The organism is Mucilaginibacter calamicampi, from assembly GCF_042676765.1.
In the GTDB taxonomy this organism is placed as follows: Bacteria; Bacteroidota; Bacteroidia; order Sphingobacteriales; family Sphingobacteriaceae; genus Mucilaginibacter; species Mucilaginibacter calamicampi.
On record NZ_JBHTHU010000021.1, the window covers coordinates 221236 to 241711 of the forward strand.

The window sequence follows — 20476 nt, forward strand, 5'->3', positions numbered from 1 at the left end:
AATGCATAGATAATCCGGGCCATCAAGTCGTCATAACCAGATAAACCAAAAGCGCTATACTTATCAAAAAGATGAACCCCACAAGCAGTTTTATCAGGAGCGAAGAATGGTGATATTCGTCTGAATCTAACTGGCGCTCGGTATGCCGGTACTGGATGTAAGCAAACACTATGCTTAACGTGCCTAAGGCCACAAGCACAATACCTATTTCGGCTGAGTAGCCATGCGGTTTTGTAAGGTTCTTGCCAAGCACCGCGGATACCTGCCGAACAAAAAGCGAGAACTTTACTACCGCGAAACCAAAAGCGATGATGCCTATGCCGGTACGCACCCAGGCAAGCATGGTTCGCTCGTTAGCTAAATGGTCTGCTACGTTTTGTTTCTTAATAAGTTGCTCGGTGAGTTTCTTTTCCTCCATATATTGCTTGTAAAGCCTGGATGGCTATGTTATTTGGATTTGAATAATGCGGTGAGTTCTTTGTAGGTCCAAATATTCCCCTTATCAAAAAAAGCGTAGGTTTTATCCCAGTCCGCACCCTTTCCCCAGCCAATCATTGATGAAACAATTTTGGTATGGCTGTCATCAATAGCAATAAACTGTATTACCTCTTGCAGGTTTTTATCTTCGGCCCTGGCCTTTTTAGTGAAATTACCATTAAGATTAACCTTAAGGGTTATAAGTTCATTCTCTATATAATTAACGATATCATTTCTGATGGCAGACTTATCCGTTATTGACTTGGTTTTATCATAATTCGTCAGCAAGGCGCCTCCCGTTTTAAGATCAATATGTGCCACGGGTGCTATCCATAGCTTCAGTTTTGCATCGTTTGTAAAATATTGCCATGCCTGCGCCTTTGATAATGGAAGAACAAATTCCAGGCGCAACACCTTCTCGCCTGATTTAGTTTGATAGGAGGTATTTGTTACATCCTGCGCTTTCAATTGGCATATGCTGCCGGCCGCTATGATTAACAGCGTGATAAACGTTTTTTTCATTAGGCGTAAATATAATAGTTTATGAATCAACTATTAACGATGATTAAAGAGGATGTTTTTAACTTAATCTTTAGTTAAAGAAGTTTCAAATCAACGTAGGTGTAAATTTTTTCAACCTAAACGCAAACGATGTAGTGGCAGGACGGCTAATTTGGTACTAACCAATTAGTGAGTAATAGTGGTTTATTTAATATGATAGTACCGTTGAGGTTTTGATAACGGGGAAATGCTGTTTTTATTGTAGCCGCTAATACATTAAATTATTATTAAACTGGGGTATCCCCCACCTGATTAAAACATTGAACTACAAAAAAGAGCATATTGTGCCGCTTTGGCAACGCATATGTTTTAACGACGACGTTAAGGCATTTGAGGCGTTCTATTATTTGCTGTATGATGCATTGGTGCGGTTCAGTATGATGTATATTCATCAACGGGAAGAAGCCGAAGAGATAGTAACTGATGTGTTTGTAAAAAGCTGGATGAACCGAAGTAATATGCAACACGTGGAGCGCCCCGATACCTATTTTTTTGTAGCTGTAAAAAATCAATCGTTAAATCACCTTAAAAAATTCTCTTCCATTCATATTGTACCGGTTGAAGACTCAAAGGAAGTAGATCTGATAGACACGGCTGATCCGCAGGTTCAGCTTGAAAAGAAGGAATTGCATTTTCATTTGGATCAATCTATTGATACATTACCACAGCAATGTCGCATTATTTTTAAGTTAATTAAAGAGGACGGCTTAAAATACAAAGAGGTAGCAGAAATATTAAATATATCTCCGCGTACTGTGCAAACCCAATTATTTAGGGCAATGCAAAAACTTAGCGTTTGTTTAGCAGGTTATGCTGCGGCCCCTTCGCGCCGGGCAAGCGGTGGTAATATAGTGTCCAAAATTGTGATGGCGCTGGTTTTTTCAGAATATTTTTCTAGCCTGTAGGCAATTTCCATTTTTTTCTTGTCCTTACATTAAACCAATTATAATATTCTTTTTGTTACATGATTGAAACGCGATTTGTTGAGTTGCTTACAAAGGACTTGATAGAAGGGCTAACTCCGGCTGAAAAGCAGGAGATTGATCTTTTATTACAGCAAAATCCTTTGTATAAAAAGCAGAGCGCTATCATAAAAGAATATTGGAACAGCGACAAAACAGCCTATAAAAAAAGCGCGGCTAATTTTAGTAAATTAATGGATGTTATCCAGGTTACTGAGCAGTCTGTTAACGGTAATAGCAGTACAGCCGGTAAACACAAGGAGCGTAAGTTATGGCCTGTGCTAAGGTATGTGGCTGCGGTTTCAATTTTCTGCCTTACATTAGGCTGGTATATTTTAGGCAATCCGGGTAATGGCATTGCAATAGCATCAAACTGGAAAAATAAAACTACTTCGCCGGGCGAGAAAGAGCGCCTGGTATTGGCAGATGGTACAATTGTAATGCTTAACGCAGGCACTACATTGCGCTACCCGCTTTCCTTTGGCAGCAAAAACAGAGAAGTTTATTTAAATGGCGAAGCTTTTTTTGAAGTGCATAAAGACCGCGAACATCCTTTTATTATTCACACAAAAAAGATGAATGTAAGGGTGCTGGGCACTGTTTTTAACATTAAATCTTATGACGATGCTCCGCAGAGCGAAACCTCGCTTATTCAGGGCTCAATAGAAGTTACGATTAACGATCGTAAAGCCGACCGCATTATACTTAAGCCAAAAGAGAAATTGGTTATTGAGAATGCGCCGGCATCGCAATTACTTACAAATAAACCAACAGGCCGTAATTTAAAGGCCGTTATAGAGGGAACCCAATATTCCCTTACCAATTTAACCTATCTCCCCAATATTGACAGTGCAGCAGTTGAAACCTTATGGTTGAAAGACAAGCTGGTGTTTAAAAATGAAGACTTTGAATCAATTGCAGCAGACATGGAACGCTGGTACGGCATTCAGATAGTTTTTGAACACGAACAATTAAAGCATTTAAGGTTTACTGCAACATTTGAAAAGAACACCACCGTTTCATCGGCGCTGAGATCTTTGCGTGCAGCTGAGCCTTTTCAATTTAAAAAGAAGAGTTTAACGTTTTACATTTCAAAATAAATATGCCTATGCAAAGAGAATGACCTACCAAAAAAAAACGGGACAACCTAATGGTTAGTCCCGATCCAGTAAGATGACCAATTATATATAACAGCAGATGTTGTTGGCACGGCTACCTGTTGTTATTTCACCTTAATCTTTAAAGTTATGAAAATATTTATGCACTCGTGGAGTGTATCGGATAAATTTTATCTATTTAAGCGTCTGTTAATAATGAAACTGACACTATTTTTTATATTAATATTTAACATCGGAGCGTTTGCGAATGTTTTTTCGCAAACTACTATATCCCTTAATTTAAAGGATGCCGATTTGGAAAAAGCAATTCAAACCATCGAAAGTAAAAGTAGTTTTCGTTTTGTTTATAGCACTACAAAGAAGCTTACAGACAAAAAAATTAGCTTAAGGGCTGATAACGAGAACCTTACTGATGTGCTTAATAAAGTATTCGGTGAATTTGGCTTAGCTTACAAAGAGGTTGATACACACTTGGTATCACTTACAAAGGCTGGTGAAGCGACTACTTTTGACGATGTGCAACAAGGTTTTAGAGTAACCGGTCAGGTTACTGATGAGACCACGGGCGAAACCCTTATTGGAGCAACAGTTAAAATAAAAGGCACAACTAACGCTGTAGCGGTAGACGTTAATGGTAGGTTTACATTAGATGTACCAAACGCTAATTCTGTTTTGGTAGTGGCTTTTATTGGTTACACCGAACAGGAAGTTGCTGTTGACGGTAAAAGAGTACTTGATGTGAAGCTTACAAAAGTAACACGTAACTTAGAAGAGGTTGTTGTTTCTGGTTTTGGTTTAACCAACAGAAAAGCGACACTTGCCGGAGCGATAACAACACTTAGCGGCGACGATCTGTCGCGCTCACGTGCTACATCAGCCTCAGGTGCGTTGGTTGGTAAAGTATCGGGTGTTAACTTTAGGCAAACTAACGGAAGGCCGGGTGCTACACCTACTATCCGTATCCGTGGCTTTGGTGGCGATCCGCTTTACGTTATTGACGGTATAAGCCGTGACGCCGACGCGTTTAATAACCTTGACTTTAATGATATTGAGCAGATAAACGTATTGAAAGACGGTTCTGCAGCTATTTACGGTTTCGCGGCCGAAAATGGTGTAATAGTTGTAACCACCAAGAAAGGTAAACGTAATCAAAAACCTACAATAGGTTTTGATAGCTATTACGGTATACAGCAGGTGGCAAACTTTAACAAACCTGCTGATATTAAAACTTATATTAAAGGTATTGTACAATCAGAAACCTACGGTAATGGTATAACAAGCAATGCCGTAAGGTCAGTAACCAAAGCTGATTATGATAAGTGGATGGCCGGTACCGAACCAGGTTACCAGGGTTTTGACTGGTACAAATATATTTATAAGGATGCGCCGCAAAGCCAATACAGAGTTACCTTATCCGGTGGTTCTGAAAATGCTGATTATTATATAGCCGGATCTACAACTGCCCAATCGCCTATGCTGCGCGATTTCGGTACTGGTTTTGTTCGTCACAATATTCAGGCAAATATTAACGCTAACGTTAGTAAACGTATTAAATTCGGCGTTGGAATTAACGGTTACTGGTCTAAACGCGAGAATACCAATATACCGGGCGATGACTACGATTTTGCAGCGGAAACTTCTTACCGCAACTTGCCAACTAAAGGCCCATTTGCTAACGATAACCCTTTATATCCGCAAAATTCAGCAGCCGGAGACTGGACCTACAGTTACGGATTGGTTAATGGAACGCGTTCAGGGGTAGAATCAAACACTACCAGAAACCTGCAGGTAAATGCCAACATGGAAATTTCAATTGTTGACGGACTTAAAGCCCGTGTGCAGGCCGCTTACGCCTTTACAAGTAATCACCTTAGCTCACGTCGTTTGTCAAATACAACGTACAAGTATAACGCCACAACCAATACTTACGATGTAGATCAGTTTAACGACAGCCGTAACCTTGATCGTTCCATATCGCTTTCTGATCAAACAACTTTACAGGGTCAGTTTGATTACAAAAAAGCATTCGGCAAGCACAACATTAACGCCGTTCTGGGTTTTGAAAAAAGATTAGGCTACAATCCGAGTTTAAGGGTTAATGGTAACCCGCCGGCAAATAACATTCCATATACCCCCAATGTAAGAGATTTCATTACTAACATTGAGGACAATATAAGTAATTACAACCCAAGGCTTGGTTATATTGGAAAGGTTAACTATGACTATGCCGGAAAATATATTGTTGAAGTAAGCGGTCGTTATGATGGAAATAGCGGCTACCCTACTTCAAGACAATATGGATTTTTCCCGGGTGGTCAGGTAGCTTACCGTATCTCTCAGGAAGATTTTTGGAAGAATAGCTCAATTTTGAGTAAGATAGATGACTTTAAGATCAAAGGTTCTTATGGTGTTGTTGGTTTTAACGAAGGAGCCAACACCTATTTCACAGGCTATACTTATAATCCAACAAACAACGGTCAGCCGCAGCCTCCGGGTGTATTGAACGGATCGCAAATTTTAGGTACAGCAGTAAGAGGCTTACCTTCAACCTTAACTTGGGGACGTGTTTACCAAAGTAACGTAGGTATCGAAGCTACCTTGCTTAATAATCGCCTGAGTTTAGACTTAGCCTATTTTAACAAGACCAGATCAGGTATAGCAGCGTCAAGGGATGTTAACCAACCAGACCTGGCAGCTATTACTCCCGGACAGGAAAACCTTAACTCTGATAAAAACCGTGGTGTTGACGGCTCTATCCAATGGCGTGACCGTATAGGTGAAGTTAGCTACAACATTGGCGGTAATTTCAGCTACGGAAGGTCTATTACCGGTTTCCGTTTTAACCAGCTCTTCTCAAGTACTTATAACAGATGGAGAGGTAGTGCCGTGGATCGTTTAAACGGTGGCCCATTCCAGTTAGTAAGCGTTGGCCAGTTCCAAAGCTGGGAGGATATTGCTACTTACCCGATTGATCAGGATGGTAAGGGTAACCAAACCTTCAGGCCCGGCGATTTCAAATTTAAAGACACCAATGGCGACGGATTTATAACCGACGAGGACAGGCAGAGAACAGGTTATGGTTTAAATACCGCTAATAACGGTAACCCGGCACCGGCGTTGCTAAACTTTGGCTTCAACTTTGGCGCTACTTACAAAGGCTTCAATTTCAGTGTTGATTTTGCCGGCGGTACAATGATGACGTTTGACCAGGGTGGATTTATGCGTGAGTGGGAGCAGAACAAAAATACCTCGCAATATTTAATGGATAATTCAAGCTGGTACAGTGATATATGGGATAGAAACAGCCCTATAATTGTGGGCAAATATCCTTTACTATTACAACAAACAGCCATTGTGGGTTCAACACTTACACACTCGGGCTGGCAAACTAACGTAACTTATGTTAAGATGCGCAACGTTGAAATAGGTTATACCCTGCCTTACACACTTTTGAAACCAATAGGCATATCTAATTTTAAAGTTTATGTGTCTGGTCAAAATGTGTTGCAAATTTCAAACATGCCGGCGGGCCTTGATGCTGAAATTGCATCAAGCGGTGGTAACGCTATGCCAAGCCCAAGAGTATTAACTGCGGGCGTACAAGTTAAATTTTAAAAATAAAGAAGATGAAAACGAAATTTTTATATTGTTTATTTGCACTCTTTGTTGTAAACGTATTGTTTATTGGGTGTAAAAAGGAGCTTTCGGTTAAGCCGAACAACCTGGTGCTGGATGAAGACGTTTTTACTGATAAAAACTTGATAATTTCAGTTTTAGCCAGGTTCTATCAAACTATATATACCAATACCACCACCGCAGCTGCTAATGGCGGGGAGCAAAACAATAACGGTTGGAATTCATTCCAGCAAGACCCTGATGATGGTGTTAACAATAACGGTGGGCCAAGTACCGGTAACCTTACGTGGAGCCGTGACAGGTATAAGACGTTTGATTACCAAAGGATCCGCGAGTTGAACCAGTTTTTACAAGGCATACGGTCTGAGGCTTCAAAAAAAGCGATGACCGCCGGTGAAAACACCAGCTTTGAAGCGCAAGGTATGTTTTTGCGCGCCTACCTTTTCTTTAATATGGTGAAAACCCTAGGTGGCTTGACCATTGTTGAGGATAAAGTATTTGATTATACTCCAGGTGATGATATAACCCCATTGAGATTGCCACGAAATTCAGAGGCAGAATGTTACCAATATATTATTGCCCAATGTCAATCTGCAGCTGATAAATTTACAACTGCAGGCGCTCAAAATGCTAACCTTGGTCTTAATAAGACCACTAATTCTGCTATAGCAAACAAATGGGCAGCGTTAATGCTTAAAGCTCGTGCAGGTCTGTATGCAGCTTCAATAGCTAAATATACTCCGTTGCGTGCTGCTGCTAACGTTAAAAAAGACGCCAAGGGTACAGATGTGGTTGGTATACCTGCAACCATGGCTAATGACTTTTATACTACTGCCCTTGCTGCTGCAGAAGACGTTATTGCTAATAGTCCATACGTTTTACAAACCAACTCAGCCAACCCTGAATTGGCGTTTTACCAGGCAACTACCATTAAAGCAGCCAACACCGAGGTAATATGGGCTACAGACAGGAAAAGCCCGAGTGGAAATGAGAACATAGCTACACAATTCACCAGACACACAGCACCTATTAGTAAGGGCCATAACGATGGACAAGCCGAAGGCAATAGCTTAGGCCCAACTTTGAACCTTGTTGAGGCATTTGAAAACAGGGACGGTTCTGATCCGAAAATAAAGGATTTTGATGCTTCCGGCAATCACATTATTTATGACGATGTAGAAGCCCCGTTCAAAGCAAAAGACGCTCGTTTATGGGGAACGGTTATATGGCCATACGCGGTATTCCGCGGTACCCCTGTTCCACTTAGAGCCGGAGAGTTAAGAAGCTTTACCAGAAGCAATGGTGGCACCGGAAGTTACACTTATACAGTTAACGCGCCTAACGCGAACAGAACAGATGGCCCTGAAGCTACAGGTCCAAACGGGCCCGCTGACGTGAGCACCAGTTTTATAAATAAAACGGGTTTTAACATGCGTAAATGGGTTGATGAAACACCAAACTCAGGTATTGCTCCTAACTGGAGTGAAATATGGTGGCCGCGTTTCCGCTTGTCAGAAGCATATATGATTGCTGCTGAGGCCGCATTTGAATTAGGACAGACTACTAAAGCCTTAACTAACATCAATAAGATCAGGGTAGAGCGTGGCCGTATTCAACCGCTTACAGCAGCTACACTCACCTTTGATAAGATAGTTAATGAAAACCGGGTAGAGTTTGCGTTTGAAAATCACCGTGTTTGGGATTTGATAAGATGGAGAATGGCCCACATTTATTGGAACGGAATAACTGATGATCCGATTGCACAGGCAATGGAATTATATCCTTACAGGATAAATATTTCTGGCAATCCTAACAACGGCAAATGGGTATTCAGAAGGGCGAGATCTTACAGAAGGGTAACTACTCCTTTTACTTTTAACATAGATAGTTACTATTCAACTATAACTCAAACTTGGGTTAGCCCGAATAACCCTAACTGGGTGGGTAATCCTTATCAAACGTTTTAATAGGACCTTTTAAAATTAAAAGACATATTATGAAAAAGAATTATAGAATAACGCTTGTAATAACGTTGCTGGCTGCTGCCGGTTTCCTGTTGCAATCATGCGGTAAGGATAATCTGGTGTCGTATCCTACCTCAATAATAAAAGGTGCAATTACTTATAACGGACAGCCGGTACGTTTAATGAGTTCAAATAATCAGCTTAACTCTGGTGTTGCTACCCAAAACTTAAACACTTTGGTTTTAAGACAAACAGGCCCACAGCCATTGCAAGGGGGTGACAACAGGATTTTCGCCAGAAATGACGGAACATTTACTGTTAACACTTTTGACGGTGACTACGAACTAAGACCGAATCCGAGCAGAGCTCCTTTTCAGGACTTTACTCCTATTCCGTTTACGTTGAATGGTGAGCAAACTATTAACATACCTGTAACCCCATACTTTTGGGTAAGTAACTTCCAATCAACCTTTGTCGATTCTGTTTTTACAGCGACTTTTAAACTGGATAGGATAGTATCTACTGCGGCTTTACAGGAAGTTAGGGTGTATTTTAACACAACCAACAAGGTTGATGCAAGCGCACAGGTTTTTTCGCGACAATTTACAACCGTTGCTCAAGGTGTTAATATTAACGGTAATTGCACAATTACTGTTAATTTAAAAGGCTCAGGCATGACACTTGCTGAAAAGCTATCGGTAAAAGCAACCACGAAAAGACTTTGGGCTAACGTGGCTGTCAAGACGAGCAATATAGTTGACGCGTTGTATCAACAAAACATAGAACTGAAGTAAGGTTTAAGCCTTATCACAATTTAATTTTAGAAATCTCCGCAGGTTTAAATTCATTTAGAATTTAAGCTTGCGGGGATTTCTGTTTTATTGTTTAACGGTATTGTTATTAAGATTAATTTTATTACACCATGGGGGATGATCTTCGTACAACGCTCACACTAATATCAACACAGCTTGCTGCGATTATAAAAAGTGTAAACGATGAGCAGCTTAAAGCAGAGTTAGAAAGCGTTCTTGAAAATGCATTAATTGTGTTGGATAAGGTAAACGATTCTAATTTTGCTATAGTAAATGAACTGTGCTGCGGCGACAATGGGCCAACCTATGACCAGGAATTAATTGAACGCGCGCTTAAATTTGTAGATGATAATCTGCAGAATTCTTCCTACTCCGTTATGCAACTAAGTAAAGACATGAATATGGACCGGACCGGACTATATAGAAAATTAGTAGCGCTTACCGGCCATGCTCCAACAATGTTTATACGTTCCATTCGTCTTAAAAAGGCTGTTATGCTTTTAAACCAGAAAAGGTACAGCCAGGCCGAAATTGCCGAGAAGATAGGTTTTAGTAACGCCGCCTACTTTAGCAAGTGCTTTAAAGAAGAATATGGAGTAAGTCCATCAAATTATCAGCCTGATTAAACCCGGCATACGTTAGCCCGGTATCAAAACAAGCCTAAAAACTTTTTCCTTTTTTTCCTTTGCGGCTCGGGCGGGTTTTTTCTTGCATGCGCTGCTCTGGCCCTATCAATACTATCAAGCCGCGCTCTTATGGCGTGCTCACGCTCAGCCTTCATCATGCTATCAACATTATAAGGCTTAAAAAAGACATATGGCGATTGGTAACTATATGGATTTCCTCCTATGTGATCGTTAGCCGAGAAAACCTTATAAAGGAACAGCGACAGACATAGCCCTGCTATGGCAATTAGCCCCGTTATAGCTTTTTTAGGAACAATTGCCATTTTTGGGTCGCGCTCATAAACATCCTTGCTGTGATTGTAAAGCGTGCCGGCTGCGCCTTTAAACGAAGCCAATTGCTCAAGCAAACGGCTGTTCTCAGTTTCAAGGGCTACGGCACTTAAAGCTGCGCCCGGCCCGGCCGAGGCAGATATACTGCCGCTTATTATAGCATTGTGTAATTCAATGCCGTCTGCAAAGCGGTCTTCGGGCTTTTTTTGAAGGCATTTATAAAGTATTTCAGTAAACCATAACGGCACTTGCATCTCCAGTGCTTTTTTTTCTTCATTCCATTCAGCGGGCAGGTTGGCGCTGCGCAGGTTTAAAGCATCCGGAATTTCCTGCTCCATGTGGCTTAGCATCACCGCGTTGCGGCCGGTATCGCCATCACCGGCCAGCGCAAAAGGCACCTGTCCGGTAAGCAGTTCGTACAAAATAACGCCATAGCTGTAAATGTCAGTTTGCATCAGCATTTTACCTTCGTGCTGCTCCGGAGCCATAAATTCAATAGCCCCGGCATGGCGTATGCTGCTGCGGCGCTGTTCCTCGCTCATAATGGCCAGGCCAAAATCAAGCAATACATAATTGCCTGTATGTATGTTGTACTTTACGTTATTGCTTTTTATATCGCCATGTTTTACACCCACTTTATGGCAGTGGGCCAGCGCGAAGGCCAACTGGTCGGCAACTTTTATTAGTTCTTTAAGGGTAAATATTTTATCATGCGGCGGGTGCAGAAGCTCGGCAAGGTCAGGCCCCTCTATATATTCCATTTCTATAAAGGGGAATGAGCCGCTTTCGGTAATACCGGAGCTTAGTATCTTAACTACGTTAGGGTTAGGATTTTCATTAACCTTTTGAAGCTTGGTTACCTCATTTTGATAGTTGCGGTAGTTTTTATCGTCTTCGTTTTCGGTGTAAATAGGGGTGGGTATTAGTTTTACAGCAGAATAAATTGGTCCGTAGCGCCTGCCTTTGTAAACAGAACCCTGGCCGCCTGTGCGTAACGCGCCCAGGTTTTCCAAACCTTCAGCTATAGTAAATACCTTACTCATTTTTGAGGCTGATAGCTAAACTCAAGTACTGCCGATTCGCCTAAGATTATCTGGTCCCCTTCCTGCAATTGGTGGCCTATGTGAGTTGCATGCAGCTTGGTTATTTGCTCGCTGCTTTCTGACCTTACTTTAACTTTATTACGGGGCGGTACGCCTCCTTCGTCGGCAAATATCATAAAGCGGCCGGCATCATTGTTCCACTCAATGTGGGCATGCTGACGGCTGATAAATTTATTCTCTTTGCTTGCGCTGTCAGACGGGAAAGCAATATGGTTGGTACGGAAATAACCCTCGTCAGACTGCGCTTTTTTATCGCGGCCAATGTTGATCTTACTGCTGTCAGACTGTAGGGTGTATTCTGCTTCCAGCGTTTCGCCGCTTAGCGCTCTAATGTAAGCCGTTGCCGTTTGCTTTATAAAGTGCTTATCTGTTTTTACAAAAAAGGCCACATCAATATTGGGTGCGGCGGTGGCTTCTTCCGGTACTTTATCATCAAAACTCACATCAAGCGACCAGTTGGTTGGCAATTCAACCGCGTAATCGTCAGCAATACGTTGTATCTCGTCTTTTAGTTTTTGCGGTTCATCAGCATAAACGGCTGCTTCGTAAACATGTCTTTCTGCATCGTTGCTGGTAACGTACAGGCATACACCTTTTATGTTGCCGCCTTCGCCACCCTCGGCTTTTTGCAGTTGCTGCTTAACAAATAACAGCAGGGCATGCCGCACACCTTTAACATCAGCCGGACGCTCTTCGGCTTCGCTCTTAAAAAAATTTAATACCATGTCCGTTCAATGTTGACGAGATCTTCATCTGAATTATTTATTTAACCTTACTGCAATTCTTTTGTTTGCGATGTAATGTCTTTAATGTACCCTTTTTCTTTCAAATAGGGTATAACGTGCCTGCCCGCCAAATGCACCGCGTCCGAAGAGCCTTTAGTAGATTCTATCCGTATACAAACCACAATGTTGCCATTATATTTTGCCATAGGCGCAAAAAATACGTACCATCCATCATTTATCTGCTCTTTTTTCCAGATCCGCTCAGGCGTACCGGTTTTGCCCGCTACAGAAACGCCCAGCGTGTAGGCTTTGGGGGCGCTTTGTTCTATCATGTATTCGCGCAATAGTTTTGCATATTTAGGATCATTAGCCAGTTTTATTCCCGGGTTTACTTGAGCTAATGAATCGCTAACCTTTAACACATACCGATTACCTACCAACACGCCATTATTGGCTACGCTTGATACCAACCTGGCCACCGCCGCAGGCGAAGCTATTAACTCTCCCTGCCCCCATGCCATGCCCGATATACCCTTGGCGCGGGTACGCCTAATATTATTAGGGTTATAACGTGGCTTGGTATTAAATTCTGTTTTGCGCCAAAGTTCCTTCCATTTTTCTTCCTGCGCGGGGTTTTCATCGGGCTTGTTATAATAGTAACCGCCAACTCCATGTAAAAACATACCGCTTTTTAAATACAGATCGCCCATTTGCTCTTCCAGATGTTCCTGGTTAGCCAGTTTGATGAAGTATACGTTGTTTGATTTTACCAAACCGCGCCGCAGGTCTATCACACCTGTTTCGTCGGGCTCCAAACCTTTGGTGCGGATCCGCTCCCAGGAACTTACAGTGTAGTGTTTGTTAGCGGCTTCAACCCCCAATTTATTAAACGCTGCCATAGACGTTAACACTTTAGCAGTGGAACCGGGCTGAGTAAAGTGAGTAAAACCAAGATCAGAAGTTGTCATCCATTGCGAAAGCTGGTTTTGCTCTGCATAGCTCATGGTAAGTTTTTCCCAATTGTGTACGGGCGGCAGCGGGTAAACAGCTGATGTAAGCACATCGCCTGTATTGGCCTGCATAATTACTACAGAAACCCGGTTGTCATTTAACGATGTATCAGTAGCAATGGAGCGCTGTATACTTGTTTGCAGTCCTGCGTCCATCGTCAATTTAACATCCCGGTTGCGGCGTTTAAATGCTTCAACCTCCTGGCTGTTTATGCCAGCCAGCAGCAGTGGCGCAAGGGCCTTATAGTCCTTTTTTACCACGGTCATTTCTTTTACGCCGCGCGCCAGGTACCTGTTTTCGGCGTATCGCCTGGCTAAAACGGTAAACCGGGTTGTAGGCATGTTAAATCCGCGAAGCTCGGCGGCGTGCTCGTATTCGGCAAAATATCCGTTTACGCTGCCATTAAATACTCCCGTATTGGCATCACCCGTCCAAAAAAACATCTGGTCATCAAAAGGATAGTACCTGTCAACCCGTTTATGCATGGCAGAATCGAGATTGTAATTTTCAATTCCTGCTCCGTACAATTTAAAATGTTGCTTTTTAACTGTGGCGGCATCACTGGTTGCCAGCAGTACGCCATTACGGTCAAACAACGACCCCGCTTTAAGCTTATTCATTAAAATGGCAATACGCGGGTTATAGCTAAACATGCGTGCGCCGCTGCGGTCGGCTACGAGCGAGGGCTGTACAACCCAGGTTTTATTATTGAACAAATACCGGGATACGTTTACGGTTAACAGAATTATGCCCAAACACGCGGCAATTAAGGCCGGTACCAGGTTTTTATCGTGTTGTTTAGAGATGTAGCTCATTTGCACAGGTGTACCCTTTACGCACGATGCAGACATTAAAAACCCCGATGCCAGTAAATTGGCTACTAATGAAGAGCCGCCATAACTTTGAAATGGCAGCGAGACCCCCGACAGCGGTAGTGCCCCAGTTGATCCGCCCGCAATAAGCAAAAACTGCACAAATGTGGATATGCCGATACCGGCACAGAGGTAAAAGAGGAAAGGGGTGCCCGTTCGCCGGCCGATAATGATGGCGCGGTGCAGGTACAATAAAAACAAGACAAATATGGTTACAATACCCATCCACCCAAACTCTTCGCCCATTGATGGCAGTATCATGTCCGTATGCGCTTCGGGGATGGTTTTGGCATAGCCTTCGCCTACGCCCTGCCCGGTTATACCCCCGCCAGACATGGCCCACAAGCCATTAGCTACCTGGTCGCCGCCGTAAACCTCGTTGTTCCAGGCATCCTGCCAAATGGCTTTACGGTCAACCAGGCGTTGCACCGGACCGGGAAAAAGTTTGTCCAGATAGGGCACCTGGTCTATAGTTACAAAAGCAGCCATTATAACCAATACCATTATTGCCGATTCGCTTAGCTGCCTGCGTTGAAACACCATTAACAAGGCAACCGCGGCTAAAGTAGCTGCGGCAGATAGCCATACATTTTTAAGCACCCACGATGCTATTACATACAGCACCACAGCAATAACCATAAACATAAAGTCGCCGCGCGAAAAAGAGAATAAGGTTATAAATGTAAAGCACACCACCATTGCCGGACCTAAATCGCCCAACAGCAGAAATAACAGTAGCGTTACCAGGGTGGATACCAACGCGAATGAAAAGAATGACCAGCGCTTTTTCCAACTGGTGTATTCGCTGATGAGTTTTTCGTTGGCAGCGAAAAACCCTGCCAGGAAAAGTATAATAAGGTATTTTACTATCTCGCTGGGCTGAAAGCCAAACAGGTTAACCTTTACTCCGCTACCCTCGGGCCCGGTGCCAAATTTTATAGTTAAGGCTAAAAGGCCAATAGCCGTAATTACCCAGGGCCAGCCGTTGGCAGCAGATGGTACATTTTTAAATACCAGCATTCTGTATAACCGCGAGTCGGCATTGAACGTGCGCAATCTGATGAACAGCATAAGCAGCATAGCAGCAAAACCTATAGCCAGGTAAACCAAGCTGCCTTTCGCTAAAAATCTGTCACGCAGGGGGTCCTGCAAGCTTAACAGCGTTAAAAAGGAAAGCCCGGTAAGCAGCATAATAACAGGCAGGATAAATTGGTCGGCAGTACTGAACTTCCATGACAAGATAATGTGCATTACCACAAACGCGCCGATAAAGCTGCCCGCGATAATGAAAAACCATTGGTTAAACTCGTCCGGCGTGCGTATAATGAGGGATCTTTCCTTTTTTAGAATATTAAAGTCGCGGGTAGAGAACAGACGGATAGTGTGCGGCTTTTGTTGAAAATTGAACGAGGCGTCGTCGTCTAAATTTTGTACGCCTTGTGATGCGCCGAACTGATAACCCGGCTGCAAAGGCAAAACCTTAAAAGCTTTATTGGCAGGCAGGTTGGTAAATTCAAAATGCCCTGCTTCGTCAGTTCTGGCGTAAGCACTCAGTTCCTGTAAATGCTTTTTGCCCGCACTGTCTGGCATGTAAACGGTGGTAATACCCTTAGCAGTTGAGGTGATGAGTTTAATGTCTTCGGTTGGCTCATCATTATAAATGCTATCCTGCGGCAGCACCAATTGAAGCTTTACCAGCACACCCGGTACCGCTGCGTCTTTATTTAAAATGGTGCCGCTGATGCTATGGCTGCCCATATTCAGATCTGTAGTTTCAGGTAACTGTGGCGGGTTTTTCAGCTCCTGGTAGAAACGCAGAGAATCGTCTCCGGTATAACCTAATAACGAACGCGAAGCTTCAACGCGCGACTTAAAAGATTCACCGCCTTTTGCGTAAGCCTCATCGGCAGAAATATCAAAACGCCGTTTGTTCAATTCGCCAACGTTGTCAATTTGCTCGCCTGGTTTAAGAGCGCCTGCTACGGTAGCTTCTATCAGGTCAACGTCACGCTTATCATCAAAGTAATAGCCCTTTTCAAGCAGATCACGAACAGCCTTAGCCGGGTTCTTCGCGTTCAGGTTGATCATGGTGCCGTTCTTTAGCCGCGTATCCACGTCTGCAAACCGGAGCTGCAATACGGTATATAGCCTGAAAAAAAATAGCGAAAGCAGTACGGCTACAACTAATAAAAATACACGCTCAGTGTTTCTGGCTACAGTGGGAACAGAATTATCTTTTTCCATTTGCGGGCTTGGTGCGGGTAGTAACGGTATCAGCAGACATTAAAACAGGCACTCTGGCGGTAACATTGGTTTTTTTACCAAACGTGTACTTGTTTATTACAGGATTTACGCTGCCGTTAAAATGTGTGTTTTTTAAGACCAGCACGGAGTTATTAAGATAGATGGCCGTAGGAAAATCATTAAACTGCAGGCTGTCCAACAGCGTTATTTTTGCCGATGGCGATATTACTAATGCCGGGCCGTGATAGGCAGTATCGCGCTGTAAAATTATATTTCCTTTTGCCTTAACAAACAGACTATCGGCAGTAATAAATAAGGTATCTGTTATTACTACAGGGGTTTTAAATATACTGTCAGACAGTATTACGGTATCGCCTTTGGCATTGTTAAAAGCATCCTGCAATAAAATTTCCTGCTCGTTGCGTTGGGGTTTTGCGGTAATTACATTTTCAACCGGCTTATATTTTTGCCATTGCATAAAAAGCCACACTGTTGAAGCCAGCAACGCAAGGCAAACTATGCCTAATATCAATGTTAAGCTGCCTCCTTTTTTAACAGGCGCTGCAGATGTATTGTGTATGTGAGGGTTATTTTGCATTACAGGCTCAACTGGTTCAGTAGTTTTAGGGCTAGGACTTTTTTTTTCGGTGAATGCGGGCAGAGTGGCCTCGGCCATTTGCGGGGCTTTGTTGTTTTTTACCAATACAACGGTAATATTATCATTACCCCCGTTGTTGTTGGCAGTTTCAATCAACGCGGCTACTTTTTGTTGCAGTGTATCGTCGCCGGTTATTAAGTTGGTGATATCTTTTTTGTTTACCATGTCAGATAAACCGTCGCTGCATAACAGCAGCATATCACCGGGTAAAAACGGCGAGGCTCCCGTTTCAATGTAAGTATCATCCGTATCTATTTCTTCACTAAAACCCAGTGCCTTGTTTATCTCGTTACGTTTAGGGTGGTTCATGGCATCAGTTTCGGTAAGCCTGCCCGAGTCTTCCAGATACCCTACGAATGAATGATCTTTTGATATTTTTATCAACGAGCCATCGCGCAATAGGTATAGCCTGGTATCGCCTACATGCGCGTAGGTAAACTGATTGTTTTGTATGTCTGCAACCACCAACGTAGCCACACAGGCCATCTGGTCGTGCTCTTTATTATTCTGCCGTTCTTTGTAAATTTTAGCACTGGCTTGCTTCAATGCCGTTATCATTTCGGGTATCAGCTCACCATTACTTTTGCCCAGCACGGTCAATATTTCATCGCGCGCAATTTCTGCGGCAACTTCGCCACCGTGATAGCCTCCCACGCCATCAATTACGCAGGCCAGTATATACCGCTTGTTTAAAATAAATTGCGCAATAAAGGTATCCTCGTTATTGTCGCGAATTTTGCCGGTATCTGTCAGTCCGAAAAAGTTTTCAGCCATTTTGTTTGCCCGATTTTTTTATGTCGATAAAATGCGTTACCAATAAACCAACAACAAGCACTAATAAAGCTATTGATAAAATGTGCGACATGTTATGATTTAAAAAGATTAACACCAACTATTCCGTTTAACAACAGCCGCGAATTAACCGGTAGTTCTACCCAAACCGGTGCATTCACATCGCTGCGGTTAACAGTAACTTCGTTCATGGTAGTAACCTCGCCAAATGAGGCAAGGTAAAATTTGCCATCAGCCTTGTTGTATTTAATTTGCAGATGCGGCGCGTTAACCCAGTCTGATGGAATTACAAAAAGGTTAGCTTCTTCGCGCGTTTCATCGCTACCAGATATAATGATGTCGTTTTCCCGCATCAAATATTCTACCTTTTTACCGGCAAACTGCTTATCGGGTATGATAGTTTCAAGGCGTGCAATGATGTTATTATTACTATTTACGGCTTTATCATCAGTATACTCTAACTCTTCCTCGTAAGGAATCTCCATGTAGCCGTCGCTGTAATAGGTAAAGCCTTTTAAAATATCATTGTTAACATCAAAGGTTTGCGCGATACCCGTTTGCCGCGGAATAAAGGTTACCCGCAGGTTTTCTGTTTTTTGAGTGTTATTATTGTCAGGTAGTAATTTACCTATAAAGCCTTTATCGCCCCGCATATAGTCAGGGTGAGATACCAGCCTGAAAACCCATTTAGAGCCGGATGGCTCAACAGTTTTACCTGCCGCCCTGTGCTCCTTTAATATCTCGTAGAATTTTTTTACAGTTTCCTTAGCTATCAAACCAAAAATGCCTTGCTTGTTTTCAACAAAATCCCGGTAATCTTCGGCGTTAAAGCTGATGATAAACTCGTGGTAAAACACAACACGGTTACCAAAGGATAATTCCTTTACCGAGTCGGTAAATTTTTGAATAATATATTTATAAACAGCGTCAGGTGTAAGGGCAGGGGTTTTCCCGTTTATGCCCGATGTTTCGTCGGTTAAAAACCAATCCTGTATACCTAAGCGTTGCCAAAAATTTCCTTTAGTTTCCATTAAATATTAAAGTATGTGTACTGAACGTTTTACCGTTGCAGATGTTTTAGGTTGACTGTGTTGTTATTGACTCACCTGTGGCGCTAAACTTGTATCGGGCGTCAGATCTTCGCCGGTATCAGTATTTGCCGACTCCTCCTCCTCTTTAAGACGACGCCGCTCTTCCTGCGCGTCCCTGATAGAGTCTTGGTTACGGCGAAATGCCTGCTCTGTTAACTCGCGATCTTGTGCATTTGCCAAACTGTCTGCATTGGCTATACTATCTGCTTTAGCTGCATCCACATTCGCTGACGCATCCCTGATGAAAAGCAGGTAGCCCGACAGCAGCATAAATACGATCATCAGCGCAAACACCCCATTAAAAAATGCTTTAGATACAGGCGCGCCGGGCCTGTCAGATGATATTACCGTTTGCGGTTGTTCCGCCAAAGCCCGCTGCAACCTTTTGTTTTCTTCCTGCAAAGCAATTATTTCGGGCTGCATGCTGGCTAAAACATTCACCCCTACAGATACTGTCCCTCTTTCAATCGCCTGGTGCAGTTCTACACCACTATCATAACGATTTTCGGGAAGCTTTTGCAGGCATTTATTTAGCAGATCAAGCAGCCAGGCAGGCACCTGCATTTCTTCGTCTTTTTTTTCTTTGCTCCAGCTTTTAGGCAGATTGTCTTTTCTGAGGGTCATCACATCCGGAACGTCTTCTTCCAAATGCCCAACCATTACCGTGTTACGTCCGGTATCGCTACCATTATTTAAAGGGAAGGGTACCCTGCCACCAATTAACTCGTATAATATCACCCCGAAACTGTAAACGTCGGTTTGCAAAAGCATTTTTCCTTCATTCTGTTCAGGTGCCATAAACTCCACGGCACCGGCGTGGCGTATGCTGGTGCGGCGCTGCTCCTCGCTCATTATGGCCAGCCCAAAGTCAAGCAGTATATAATTGCCCGTGTTCGAATTGTATTTTATGTTATCGCTTTTTATATCGCCGTGCTTAACGCCCACTTTATGGCAATGAGCAAGCGCGCAGCCCAGCTGGTCGGCCAGCTTTAAAATTTCTTTTATGGTAAATATTTTCTCATTAGGAGGGGTAAGCAGTTCGCTAAGATCGGGCCCTTCAATGTATTCCATTTCTATGTAAGGGAACGAGCCGCTTTCGGTAACGCCCCAACTCAACATTTTAACCACATTGGGATTAGGGTTTTCATTTACCTTTTGCAGTTTAGCTACCTCATTTTGAAAATTGCGGTAGTTCTTATCCTTCGGGTCTTCGGTATGGATGGGGGTGGGTATAAGTTTTACCGCGGTATAGATAATGCCATTGCGTTTTCCTTTATATACAGAGCCTTGTCCGCCTGTGCGCAAAGCACCTAAATTTTCAAGTCCTTCTGCTATTGTAAATACTTTACTCATACTTAGTAAAATTACAGTTAATAGGGGTGTTTTGTTGTAAGGAAATAAAATTTCATTAAATCATAATCTTGTTTAATATGTTGTTGTGTTGATATTTTAAAATGCTATTAGTTAATTAAGTAAATTTGGTAACCGTTGCAG

At 42.8% G+C, this 20476-nt stretch carries 14 protein-coding genes; 6 read left to right on the forward strand and 8 right to left on the reverse strand.

Annotated elements, in window-relative coordinates; genetic code table 11:
- Positions 1–22: 22 nt before the first annotated feature.
- A complete protein-coding gene (locus ACFQZS_RS16855; RefSeq protein ID WP_377102118.1) occupies positions 23–418 on the reverse strand; it encodes a YidH family protein in 396 nt (131 codons plus the stop codon).
- 29 nt (positions 419–447) lie between these two features.
- Positions 448–999 (reverse strand): SRPBCC domain-containing protein, encoded by a 552-nt coding sequence (locus ACFQZS_RS16860; RefSeq protein ID WP_377102120.1) that lies wholly within the window; start codon positions 997–999, stop codon positions 448–450.
- 299 nt (positions 1000–1298) lie between these two features.
- On the opposite strand from ACFQZS_RS16860, the gene ACFQZS_RS16865 reads away from it, so the two are divergent.
- The 6 genes from ACFQZS_RS16865 to ACFQZS_RS16890 all read left to right on the forward strand — a co-directional run bounded on the left by ACFQZS_RS16865 (position 1299) and on the right by ACFQZS_RS16890 (position 10156).
- Positions 1299–1943: an RNA polymerase sigma-70 factor gene (locus tag ACFQZS_RS16865; protein WP_377102121.1), complete on the forward strand. Its 645-nt coding sequence runs from the start codon at positions 1299–1301 to the stop codon at positions 1941–1943.
- Between the two features lie 59 nt (positions 1944–2002).
- Positions 2003–3100 carry a FecR family protein gene (locus tag ACFQZS_RS16870; protein ID WP_377102122.1) on the forward strand — a complete coding sequence of 366 codons (1098 nt, stop codon included), beginning with the start codon at positions 2003–2005 and terminating at the stop codon, positions 3098–3100.
- A gap of 213 nt (positions 3101–3313) precedes the next feature.
- Entirely contained in the window at positions 3314–6733 is a 3420-nt protein-coding gene (locus ACFQZS_RS16875; RefSeq protein ID WP_377102123.1) for a SusC/RagA family TonB-linked outer membrane protein, read from the forward strand.
- Positions 6734–6744: 11 nt separating this feature from the next.
- Positions 6745–8721, forward strand: a complete 1977-nt coding sequence (locus tag ACFQZS_RS16880) for a RagB/SusD family nutrient uptake outer membrane protein (protein ID WP_377102124.1) — start codon at positions 6745–6747, stop codon at positions 8719–8721.
- 29 nt (positions 8722–8750) lie between these two features.
- On the forward strand, positions 8751–9512 hold the full coding sequence (locus ACFQZS_RS16885; protein ID WP_377102125.1) for a DUF3823 domain-containing protein: 762 nt from the start codon (positions 8751–8753) through the stop codon (positions 9510–9512).
- 128 nt (positions 9513–9640) lie between these two features.
- Positions 9641–10156 (forward strand): helix-turn-helix domain-containing protein, encoded by a 516-nt coding sequence (locus ACFQZS_RS16890; RefSeq protein WP_377102126.1) that lies wholly within the window; start codon positions 9641–9643, stop codon positions 10154–10156.
- Between the two features lie 23 nt (positions 10157–10179).
- On the opposite strand, the gene ACFQZS_RS16895 is transcribed toward ACFQZS_RS16890, so the two are convergent.
- The 6 genes from ACFQZS_RS16895 to ACFQZS_RS16920 all read right to left on the reverse strand — a co-directional run bounded on the left by ACFQZS_RS16895 (position 10180) and on the right by ACFQZS_RS16920 (position 20335).
- A complete protein-coding gene (locus ACFQZS_RS16895) occupies positions 10180–11529 on the reverse strand; it encodes a serine/threonine protein kinase (protein ID WP_377102128.1) in 1350 nt (449 codons plus the stop codon).
- Positions 11526–12314 (reverse strand): FHA domain-containing protein, encoded by a 789-nt coding sequence (locus ACFQZS_RS16900; protein WP_377102130.1) that lies wholly within the window; start codon positions 12312–12314, stop codon positions 11526–11528. Before ACFQZS_RS16900 ends, ACFQZS_RS16895 begins: the two co-directional genes overlap by 4 nt.
- Positions 12315–12361: 47 nt before the next feature.
- The gene (locus ACFQZS_RS16905; protein WP_377102132.1) at positions 12362–16441 is read right to left on the reverse strand and encodes an FtsW/RodA/SpoVE family cell cycle protein; all 4080 of its coding nucleotides are present in this window, start codon (positions 16439–16441) and stop codon (positions 12362–12364) included.
- Positions 16428–17873 (reverse strand): PP2C family protein-serine/threonine phosphatase, encoded by a 1446-nt coding sequence (locus tag ACFQZS_RS16910; RefSeq protein WP_377102133.1) that lies wholly within the window; start codon positions 17871–17873, stop codon positions 16428–16430. Before ACFQZS_RS16910 ends, ACFQZS_RS16905 begins: the two co-directional genes overlap by 14 nt.
- A gap of 92 nt (positions 17874–17965) precedes the next feature.
- On the reverse strand, positions 17966–18922 hold the full coding sequence (locus tag ACFQZS_RS16915) for a hypothetical protein (RefSeq protein WP_377102135.1): 957 nt from the start codon (positions 18920–18922) through the stop codon (positions 17966–17968).
- Positions 18923–18985: 63 nt separating this feature from the next.
- The gene (locus ACFQZS_RS16920; RefSeq protein ID WP_377102137.1) at positions 18986–20335 is read right to left on the reverse strand and encodes a serine/threonine protein kinase; all 1350 of its coding nucleotides are present in this window, start codon (positions 20333–20335) and stop codon (positions 18986–18988) included.
- Positions 20336–20476: the final 141 nt, after the last annotated feature.

Bases quoted from the DNA above. Each gene is read 5' to 3' on its own strand.
- ACFQZS_RS16920 (WP_377102137.1), bottom strand. From the start codon at position 20,335: ATGAGTAAAGTATTTACAATAGCAGAAGGACTTGAAAATTTAGGTGCT.
- ACFQZS_RS16890 (WP_377102126.1), top strand. From the start codon at position 9,641: ATGGGGGATGATCTTCGTACAACGCTCACACTAATATCAACACAGCTT.
- ACFQZS_RS16860 (WP_377102120.1), bottom strand. From the start codon at position 999: ATGAAAAAAACGTTTATCACGCTGTTAATCATAGCGGCCGGCAGCATA.
- ACFQZS_RS16895 (WP_377102128.1), bottom strand. From the start codon at position 11,529: ATGAGTAAGGTATTTACTATAGCTGAAGGTTTGGAAAACCTGGGCGCG.
- ACFQZS_RS16875 (WP_377102123.1), top strand. From the start codon at position 3,314: ATGAAACTGACACTATTTTTTATATTAATATTTAACATCGGAGCGTTT.
- ACFQZS_RS16885 (WP_377102125.1), top strand. From the start codon at position 8,751: ATGAAAAAGAATTATAGAATAACGCTTGTAATAACGTTGCTGGCTGCT.
- ACFQZS_RS16870 (WP_377102122.1), top strand. From the start codon at position 2,003: ATGATTGAAACGCGATTTGTTGAGTTGCTTACAAAGGACTTGATAGAA.
- ACFQZS_RS16910 (WP_377102133.1), bottom strand. From the start codon at position 17,873: ATGGCTGAAAACTTTTTCGGACTGACAGATACCGGCAAAATTCGCGAC.
- ACFQZS_RS16855 (WP_377102118.1), bottom strand. From the start codon at position 418: ATGGAGGAAAAGAAACTCACCGAGCAACTTATTAAGAAACAAAACGTA.
- ACFQZS_RS16905 (WP_377102132.1), bottom strand. From the start codon at position 16,441: ATGGAAAAAGATAATTCTGTTCCCACTGTAGCCAGAAACACTGAGCGT.
- ACFQZS_RS16915 (WP_377102135.1), bottom strand. From the start codon at position 18,922: ATGGAAACTAAAGGAAATTTTTGGCAACGCTTAGGTATACAGGATTGG.
- ACFQZS_RS16880 (WP_377102124.1), top strand. From the start codon at position 6,745: ATGAAAACGAAATTTTTATATTGTTTATTTGCACTCTTTGTTGTAAAC.
- ACFQZS_RS16900 (WP_377102130.1), bottom strand. From the start codon at position 12,314: ATGGTATTAAATTTTTTTAAGAGCGAAGCCGAAGAGCGTCCGGCTGAT.